This is a genomic window from Sphingomonas sp. Ant H11 (assembly GCF_000797515.1).
GTDB lineage: Bacteria > Pseudomonadota > Alphaproteobacteria > Sphingomonadales > Sphingomonadaceae > Sphingomonas.
The window spans coordinates 1-7,950 of sequence record NZ_JSBN01000038.1; the positions used below are offsets into that span (position 1 = coordinate 1).

Below are 7,950 nucleotides of genomic sequence, written 5' to 3' on the forward strand. Positions count from 1 at the left end.
GGCGCTGATCGCTGCACCCGCCGCGCCGACGCCGCCACCGACGATGACGGTGACGACCGAAACCACCAAGACCGCTACCCCGGCCCCCGCCGCGACGACGCACAAGGTGGTGCGCAAGACCGTGCGCCACACCGCCAAGCGCCCCGCGCCGCGCGCGACCGAGAAGACCACCACCACCGTCACCACCGGCCAGTAAGCCGGGGGCGGCCCGCCGCTACCGCTCGTTCAGATAGTAACGATCGGTGGCGGCGAGGCTGTCGTCGAGCTCATAGACGATCGGCTGCCCGGTCGGGATTTCCAGCGTGGTGATCTCGTCATCGGGAATGCCCGACAAATGCTTCACCAACGCGCGCAGCGAATTGCCATGCGCCGAAATCAGCACGCGCTGCCCGGCGCGCAAAGCGGGCGCGATTCGCCCCTCCCAATAGGGCAGCACGCGCGCGATCGTGTCCTTCAGGCTTTCGGTCGCGGGGATGTCGATCCCGGCGTAGCGGCGGTCTTGCGACAGGTCATAGGCGCTGCCCGGTGCCATCGGCGGCGGCGGCACGTCGAAGCTGCGGCGCCAGATATGCACTTGCGCGTCGCCATATTCGGCGGCGGTCTCGGCCTTGTTGAGCCCGGTCAGCCCGCCATAATGGCGCTCGTTCAGCCGCCAGTCCTTCTCGACCGGCAGCCACAGCCGCTGCATTTCCTCCAGCGCCAGATTGAGCGTCTTGATCGCGCGCGTCTGCAGCGAGGTGAAGCAGAGGTCGAAATCGAGCCCCTTCTCCGCCATCAACCGCCCCGCCGCGCGCGCTTCCTCGGCCCCCTTGGCGGTCACGTCGACATCCCACCAGCCGGTGAAACGGTTCTCGAGGTTCCAGTCGGACTGGCCGTGGCGGATCAGGACGAGGCTAGGCATAAGGCGCGGTCTCCTTACCCGGCGACAGGCCGGGCGCAACATGCCCCGCCGGGTATCCGCTCACGGCGGCGCGATCAACAGGCGGGTTTGATGCCACCCGCGCAGAAGGGCGTTGAAGGTTTCCGCCCGACTTTATACGCGCACCGGATTGGTGCCTTCCACCGCCGCGCGCTCGGCCACCGCGCCCGGCACTTCGGATAAAAGGCAGATCGTCGGGATTTTGTGTCGCAATGAATTATCGCCATTCCTTCCATGCCGGCAACAGCGCCGATGTCGTGAAGCACAGCCTGCTGATCGCCCTCGTGCGGGCCTTGCAGCAAAAACCGGGCGCGCTGACCCTGATCGATACCCATGCCGGCTGCGGGCTGTACGACCTTGACGGCGAGGAGGCCGGGCGTACCGGCGAGTTCACGCAGGGCGTGCTGCGGGCCTTTGCCGACCCGAACCCTTTGTTGAACGACTATCGCGCCGCCGTACAGGCGGTGAATGTCGGGGCCGAGCTCCACTTCTACCCCGGCTCGCCGCGGATTTTGGCGCAGCTTCTGCGCCCGCAGGATTTTCTGATCCTCAACGAAAAACATCCTGAAGACGCCTATACCTTGCGCGGCGTGATGCGCGGCACCTCCGCTGCCGTGCATGAGCGCGACGCCTACGAGCTTTGGCTGGCGATGTTGCCGCCCCGCACAGCGCGCGGCGTGGTGCTGGTCGACCCGCCGTTCGAGCAGACCGATGAACGCGACCGGATCACCGCCACCCTTGGCGCTGCACACCGCAAATGGGCGCATGGCGTGACGGTGATCTGGTATCCGCTAAAAGACCGCGCGACGCATGGGCAGTGGCGGGAGCAGATGCGGGGGCTCGGCATCCCGAAACTGCTGCGGGTGGAGCATTGGCTGTACGATAGCGATCAGCCGGGCCTCTATAATGGTGCCGGCCTGTATATCGTAAATCCGCCTTACGCCTTCACGCAAGCGCTGCCGCCGCTGCTGGAAGCCCTGCGCGCCACGCTGGCACCCGAGGGGCATGAAGGCGAGATCATCACCGATTGGCTGGGCGGTTAAAAGAAAACCGCATCGGCCCTTCGCCAAACGAGGAATTGCCGCGCTGCAGGCGGCGAAGAAAACATCTAGCGAGATCCGCGCGCTGTCGGAGGCAGGCTGGGGACTATCGCTGCTTGTGCTCCGCCCTCACCGGGGAAGCGCCAAGGCCAAGGTCGGGGGGGCGGTGCCGTCGCCCCCCTCAAATCCCGTCAATCATCTCCGCCAGCACGTCCAAACACGCATGCGCCAGCGTCTTCGACCGTGCGCCGGACCAGCCGAATTCGGCATCGGCATTGGCATCATGGTCCTTGAACGGCATTTCCAGCGTCATCGACACAGCGCCAAAGCGCTCGGCCAATTGGTTGGTCGACATCGACAGGTTGGCGCGGCCGGGTGCCGCCTTGTCATAGCCCTTTTCGGTCTGGAAATCGGGCGTGTGCGCCGCCAGCCGCTGGCCGAACTCGTAGAATTTCGCGCCCAGCGCATCGGTCCAGGAGGGGATGCCCTCAAAGCCTGCCAGGAAGTTGGCGGGGATCGCTTCGTCGCCATGCACGTCCATCGCAAAGGTGACGCCGGTCTCGTCCATCGCGTTCCGAACGCACAGCACTTCGGGGCTGCGCGCGGGCGTTGGCGTGTCCCATTCGCGGTTGAGGTTCACGCCTGCCGCATTGGTGCGCAAATGGCCGCGGAAGCTGCCATCGGGGTTCATATTGGGCACGCAGTGGAAGGTCGCCTTTTCGCGAAGCGCTTGCGCGGTCGCGTTGGCCGGGTCGGTCAGCCATTCCAGCGCGCCTTCCATCCACCATTCGGCCATGCTCTCGCCCGGGTGCTGGCGGGCATAGAGCCAGACATGCTTGGGGCCGGTGCCAAGCTCGAGGCAATCGATCGCGCGCCCGTCAAGCGACTGGCCGAGCTCGCGGTGGGTGACGCCGTCGGCCAGCGCAATCCGCGCGACCAGCGCGTCATGCTGCTCCAGCGTATAGGGCTGGAAATAAGCGAACCACACCAACTCGCTGCTGCCGGTCCATTCGAATTCCAGCACGCCACCCGCATAGCGCGTCGGGATCATCCGCCAGTTCTGGCGGTCGGTGCTGGCGCGCACCTTGTAGCCCGGCCAGCCGAACGGATAGGCCGATTCGCCCGCATTCAGGATGCGGAAGGTCAGCGTCCGCCCCTTGGCTCCGGCCACGCGGAAGTGGAACCATTGGAAGAAGTCGGACAGGTGATCCCGCGCGATGGTGAGGTTCACCTGGTCGCCGTCAATGCCGGCGACCAGGATGTTTCCGCTGTCAAAGGCGGCGTTGACGGTGATGCTCATTTGACCGTGATAGTGCGCCCGGATTCGCCGGGGAAGCCCAGGAACAGCGCGCGCGCCAATTTCGTCGCGGCCGGGCCGGTCTGCGCGTCGGGCGCTTGGCCATCGGCGGTGGTCTGGGCATGGCCTTCCCAAATCACCGTGCCATCACTGCGGCGGCGGATCTGCACGGCGAGATCGGTCAGCACGATCGTGCGATAGCGCGGCTTGCCGATCGGGAAGGAGATCGCCCCGCCCAGCCCGACGCCACCGCCATAGCCGCCGCCGCCACCGCCCAGGCCGACGCTCACCCCGCTACGGCTGCCATTGGGGGAGGGGGCCGGGCGGTTGGTGCGCGTGAAGCTGACGACGGCGGCATATTGCGGCCCGGCCCCGGTCGCGGGCACGGTGAAGCCGTGGGTCAGCGCCTCGGTTTCAACGGCTGCGGCATAGGTCTTATATTCTAGGCTGTCCTGATCGCGGCCCGGCATCGCCTCTACGGTAAGAGTGCCGGTTTCCAGCGGCGCGCCGAGGTGGAAGCGCGTCACTTCGACAGGGCCGGCCTTGCCGGTCGTCGTGCAGCCTGCCAGCGCGCCCGCGCCGAGCACCGTCGCCGCCAATGCCAAACCCATAGTCCGCTTCATGCCAGTTTTCCTCGTACGCGCTTGTTGCAGGGGTGTAACGCTTCGACCCGGCCCCCGTGTTCCGTTGGATCGATGTTCCATAGCGGTGTCCCGCATATGTCCGGCGCGCTCTATACTTGACTTGGGGGCATCCCGACCATATGCGCAGCCGCTCTTTTCCACATTCCAGAATTTGCAAAGCGAATCGATCATGAAGATCCGCAATTCCCTGAAGTCGCTCAAGGGCCGTCACCGCGATAACCGCGTGATCCGTCGTCGTGGGCGTACGTACGTCATCAACAAGACCAACCGTCGCTTCAAGGCACGCCAGGCTGATCGCCCGCCATGGGTAGCACGAAGGCCGTCATCTTCGATGTCGGCAATGTGCTGTTCCACTGGGATCGCCACGCGATCTATGAGCGCCTGATCGAGGACGATCAGGCGCTTCGTGCATTCGTGGACGATGTTGTCTCGCTCGACTGGCATGCCCAGCACGATCTCGGCGTTTCCTTCGCCGAGACGTCGGCGGAGCTGCGCGCGCGTTTCCCGCAGCATGCCGCGCTGATCGACCTCTACGGTCCGCGCTTCAATGATTCGCTGCAACGCGAAGTGCCCGGCGTCGTGGCGATTCTCGAATCGCTCGATGCGGCGGGCGTACCGCTGTTCGCGATCACCAATTTCCATTACGATTTCTTCGCCGCCTTCCGCGCGAGCCGGCCCGACGTGTTCGGCCGCTTCCGCGACATCGTCGTGTCGGGCGAGGAAAAGCTGATCAAGCCCGATCCGGCCATCTACACGCTCGCGCTCGATCGCTTCGGCGTCGCGGCTGAGGACGCGGTGTTCATCGATGACAGCGCCGCCAACATCGACGCGGCCAATGCGCTCGGCATCACCGGTTTGCTGTTCACCGACGCGGAGACGTTGCGCGCCGATCTCGCGAAGCTTGGTCTGTCGGTTGATTGTGAACAGGCGGTCCGCGTTCCTGCGGAAGCAGAAGCCTAGGGCACCAAGCGGTTCGCTTGTAACCCTGGCCCTCCCCCGCTTTCGCGGGGGAGCGGTCCAACGTTAAATATAATCCCTCAACTCATCGCCGATGATCCGCACGACGTGCAGCACATTGGTCGATCCCGGCGTCTTGAACGGCACGCCCGCGATGATGATGACACGGTCGCCCGCCACCGCCAGCCCGTGGCGCAGCGCCATGCGCTTCGCCTTGGCGACCATTTCCTCGAACGATTCGACGTCCTTGGTGTGGACGGCATAGGCCCCCCACAGCAGCCCGGCGCGACGCGCGGTTTCGAGATTGGGGGTCAGCACCATCAGCGGCACGCCGGGCCGCTCGCGCGCGACGCGGCGTGCGGTCGAGCCCGAGGCGGTGAAGCAGATGATCGCGGCGGCATCGACGGTGTGCGCGATGTTCTTGGCGGCTTCCGACAAAGCGTCGGCGGTGGTTGGGTCGGACCGGATCACCGTGAAGTGGATGCGCTCGCCATGCGTCGGGTCGCGTTCGACCGCCTCGCCGATCGCGTTCATCATCGCGACCGATTCGGTCGGCCACGCGCCTGCGGCGCTTTCCGCCGACAGCATGATCGCGTCTGCCCCGTCATAGATGGCGGTGGCCACGTCGGACACTTCGGCGCGGGTGGGGGAGGGCGAGGTAATCATCGATTCGAGCATTTGCGTCGCGACGACTACCGGGCGGCCCAAGCGGCGCGAAACCTCGATGATGCGCTTCTGTAGCGGCGGCACGCTTTCGGGCGGCAGTTCGACGCCCAGGTCACCGCGCGCGACCATCACGCCGTCGCACGCTTCGACGATTTCCTCGAGCCGCTCGATTGCGGACGGTTTTTCGATTTTCGCGAGCAAGGCGGTCTTGCCGCCGATCAGCTTGCGCGCCTCGGCCAGATCCTCGGGCCGCTGGACGAAGCTCAAGGCGATCCAGTCGACCCCCTGGTCGACCGCAAAGGCGAGGTCGCTGCGGTCTTTCTCGGTCAGCGCCGCCATCGGCAGCACCACGTCGGGGACGTTCAGCCCCTTGCTGTTGGACAGCGCGCCCCCGACCACCACTTCGGTGACGATCGTGTCGGGGGTGTGGCTGGTGACGCGCAGCACCAATTTGCCGTCGTCGAGCAGCAGCCGCGCGCCGGGTTCGATCGCGGCGAAGATTTCCTTGTGCGGCAATTCGACGCGGCTCGCGTCGCCGGGCGTGGTGTCGCGGTCGAGCGTGAAGGTCTGGCCTTTTTCGAGGGTTACGCGCCCGCCCTCGAACTTGCCGACGCGCAGTTTCGGGCCTTGCAGATCGGCGAGGATGGTCGACGGGCGGCCGTATTTCTGTTCCAGCGCGCGGATTGCCTGGATCACCGCGACCTTGGATTGCTGGTCGCCATGGCTCATATTGACGCGAAACGCATCGGCACCGGCTTCGAACAATGCTGCGATCATTTCGGGGCTGCTGCTTGCGGGACCGAGCGTCGCGAGGATGCGGACCTTGCGCGAACGCGGGGCTATTGCCTGTATCATGAAATAATTCTCGCCCTGGGGATGGCTTGTGCGCGTGCTGCTCTAACCCCTATTTCCGCCCGATCAACCGTGGAGCAACGATAATGGCCGATTTGGAGACTCTTGACGATGCCGTGGCGGCGGCTGCGTTCCGGCGGCTGGTGTGGCACCTGCGCCACCGCGACGACGCGCAAAATATTGATTTGATGGGGCTTGCCGGTTTCTGTCGCAATTGCCTGTCGGACTGGGTCGAGGAAGCCGACGGTACGCTGACCAAAGATGCCGCGCGCGCAATTATTTACGGCATGCCCTATGCGCAGTGGAAAGCCGAGCATCAGAGCGAGGCGACGCCCGAACAGCTCGAGCGCATGCGGCAAAGCGTCGCGAAGAATGCGTGACGGCAGACGCGCGCTGTCCTAAAGCGCGCGCCTTTCAGTGATTCACATTCAGGGAACAACGCCGTGAGCGACATCATCGCCGCCGACCAACTCCGCCTGCTGATCGAGCGCATCGAGCGCCTCGAAGAGGAAAAGAAGGGCATCGCGACGACATTAAGGACGTGTACGGCGAAGCCAAATCGACCGGCTTCGACGTCAAGACGATCCGCACCATCGTCCGCCTGCGCAAGATGGAAAAGCATCACCGCGACGAGGCCGAGGCGCTGCTCGAGACGTACAAGCAGGCGCTCGGGCTCGACTGAGGCACCACCAACATTGAGCGGGGACCACAAACGCCTTAAGGGGTCCCCGCAAAGTACCACTTTGCGGGGTAAGCATGGCAGGCCATTCCAAATATAAGAACATCATGTACCGCAAGGGCGCGCAGGATAAGAAGCGCTCGGGCATGTTTTCCAAGCTCAGCCGCGAAATCACCGTCGCCGCCAAGATGGGCTTGCCCGATCCGGACATGAACCCGCGCCTGCGCATGGCGATCAACGCCGCCAAGGCGCAATCGATGCCCAAGGACAATATCCAGCGCGCGATCGACAAGGCGTCGAAGGGCGATACCGAGAATTACGAGGAAATCCGCTACGAAGGCTTCGGCCCCGGCGGCGTTTCGCTCATCATCGAGGCGCTGACCGACAATCGCAACCGCACCGCCACCAACGTGCGCACCGGCATGGCCAAGAATGGCGGCAATCTCGGCGCATCGGGCTCGGTCAGTCATGCGTTCGACCGGATGGGCCTGATCTCCTATCCGGCGTCGGCAGGCGATGCCGAAAAGGTGTTCGAAGCGGCACTCGAAGCCGGTGCCGAGGACGTGCAGTCGAGCGAGGAGGGCCATGAGATCTGGACCTCGAACGAATCGCTGCACGAAGTCGTGACGGCGCTCACCCCCGTGCTGGGCGAACCCGAAGGTGCCAAGCTCGCCTGGCGGCCGCAGACGATGGTCGAAGTCAGCGAGGAGGATGCCGCGACGCTGTTCAAGCTGATCGACGTGCTCGACGACGATGACGACGTGCAGACCGTGTGGGGCAATTACGAAGTGTCCGACGCGATCCTCGAGAAACTGGGATGACCTTCAACTCCCTCTCCCTTCGGAGAGGGAAGGGGCCCGCTTGGCGAAGCCAAGGGGGAAGGGTGAGGGCGACCG

At 64.8% G+C, this 7,950-nt stretch carries 8 protein-coding genes and 3 pseudogenes; 7 read left to right on the forward strand and 4 right to left on the reverse strand.

Going from position 1 to position 7,950, the window contains the following annotated elements:
- Window positions 1-196: pseudogene (locus NW75_RS25040) on the forward strand (hypothetical protein); the annotation flags it as partial.
- Window positions 197-214: 18 nt separating this feature from the next.
- On the opposite strand, the gene gpmA reads toward NW75_RS25040, so the two are convergent.
- Window positions 215-901, reverse strand: a complete 687-nt coding sequence (gene gpmA / locus NW75_RS08390) for a 2,3-diphosphoglycerate-dependent phosphoglycerate mutase (RefSeq protein WP_033964695.1) — start codon at window positions 899-901, stop codon at window positions 215-217.
- A 230-nt stretch (window positions 902-1,131) separates the two neighbouring features.
- Between gpmA and NW75_RS08395 the strand changes: the two genes are divergently transcribed.
- Window positions 1,132-1,962 carry a 23S rRNA (adenine(2030)-N(6))-methyltransferase RlmJ gene (locus NW75_RS08395; RefSeq protein ID WP_033964696.1) on the forward strand — a complete coding sequence of 277 codons (831 nt, stop codon included), beginning with the start codon at window positions 1,132-1,134 and terminating at the stop codon, window positions 1,960-1,962.
- A 178-nt stretch (window positions 1,963-2,140) separates the two neighbouring features.
- Here the strand turns inward: NW75_RS08395 and NW75_RS08400 are convergent, their stop codons facing one another.
- Both NW75_RS08400 and NW75_RS08405 read right to left on the reverse strand, forming a co-directional pair.
- Entirely contained in the window at window positions 2,141-3,259 is a 1,119-nt protein-coding gene (locus tag NW75_RS08400) for a M14 family metallopeptidase (protein WP_033964697.1), read from the reverse strand.
- Window positions 3,256-3,879 (reverse strand): DUF4136 domain-containing protein, encoded by a 624-nt coding sequence (locus NW75_RS08405; RefSeq protein WP_033964698.1) that lies wholly within the window; start codon window positions 3,877-3,879, stop codon window positions 3,256-3,258. The genes NW75_RS08400 and NW75_RS08405 overlap by 4 nt, the downstream gene beginning before the upstream one ends.
- 190 nt (window positions 3,880-4,069) lie before the next feature.
- Between NW75_RS08405 and ykgO the strand changes: the two are divergent.
- Together ykgO and NW75_RS08410 are read left to right on the forward strand one after the other, a co-directional pair.
- Window positions 4,070-4,189 (forward strand): annotated as a pseudogene (ykgO, locus tag NW75_RS23645) (type B 50S ribosomal protein L36); the annotation flags it as partial.
- A gap of 14 nt (window positions 4,190-4,203) precedes the next feature.
- On the forward strand, window positions 4,204-4,860 hold the full coding sequence (locus tag NW75_RS08410; protein WP_033964699.1) for an HAD family hydrolase: 657 nt from the start codon (window positions 4,204-4,206) through the stop codon (window positions 4,858-4,860).
- 63 nt (window positions 4,861-4,923) lie between these two features.
- Here the strand turns inward: NW75_RS08410 and pyk are convergent, their stop codons facing one another.
- Window positions 4,924-6,378: a pyruvate kinase gene (pyk, locus tag NW75_RS08415; protein WP_033964700.1), complete on the reverse strand. Its 1,455-nt coding sequence runs from the start codon at window positions 6,376-6,378 to the stop codon at window positions 4,924-4,926.
- Window positions 6,379-6,461: 83 nt separating this feature from the next.
- On the opposite strand from pyk, the gene NW75_RS08420 reads away from it, so the two are divergent.
- The 3 genes and pseudogenes from NW75_RS08420 to NW75_RS08430 all read left to right on the forward strand — a co-directional run bounded on the left by NW75_RS08420 (window position 6,462) and on the right by NW75_RS08430 (window position 7,875).
- A complete protein-coding gene (locus NW75_RS08420; RefSeq protein ID WP_033964701.1) occupies window positions 6,462-6,755 on the forward strand; it encodes a DUF1244 domain-containing protein in 294 nt (97 codons plus the stop codon).
- A gap of 138 nt (window positions 6,756-6,893) precedes the next feature.
- Window positions 6,894-7,057 (forward strand): annotated as a pseudogene (locus NW75_RS08425) (DUF2312 domain-containing protein); the annotation flags it as partial.
- Between the two features lie 74 nt (window positions 7,058-7,131).
- On the forward strand, window positions 7,132-7,875 hold the full coding sequence (locus NW75_RS08430; protein ID WP_033964702.1) for a YebC/PmpR family DNA-binding transcriptional regulator: 744 nt from the start codon (window positions 7,132-7,134) through the stop codon (window positions 7,873-7,875).
- Window positions 7,876-7,950 lie beyond the last annotated feature (75 nt).

Excerpts from the sequence above, each read along its gene's own strand:
- gpmA (WP_033964695.1), bottom strand. The coding sequence starts at position 901 with ATGCCTAGCCTCGTCCTGATCCGCCACGGCCAGTCCGACTGGAACCTC.
- NW75_RS08395 (WP_033964696.1), top strand. The coding sequence starts at position 1,132 with ATGAATTATCGCCATTCCTTCCATGCCGGCAACAGCGCCGATGTCGTG.
- NW75_RS08400 (WP_033964697.1), bottom strand. The coding sequence starts at position 3,259 with ATGAGCATCACCGTCAACGCCGCCTTTGACAGCGGAAACATCCTGGTC.
- NW75_RS08405 (WP_033964698.1), bottom strand. The coding sequence starts at position 3,879 with ATGAAGCGGACTATGGGTTTGGCATTGGCGGCGACGGTGCTCGGCGCG.
- NW75_RS08410 (WP_033964699.1), top strand. The coding sequence starts at position 4,204 with ATGGGTAGCACGAAGGCCGTCATCTTCGATGTCGGCAATGTGCTGTTC.
- pyk (WP_033964700.1), bottom strand. The coding sequence starts at position 6,378 with ATGATACAGGCAATAGCCCCGCGTTCGCGCAAGGTCCGCATCCTCGCG.
- NW75_RS08420 (WP_033964701.1), top strand. The coding sequence starts at position 6,462 with ATGGCCGATTTGGAGACTCTTGACGATGCCGTGGCGGCGGCTGCGTTC.
- NW75_RS08430 (WP_033964702.1), top strand. The coding sequence starts at position 7,132 with ATGGCAGGCCATTCCAAATATAAGAACATCATGTACCGCAAGGGCGCG.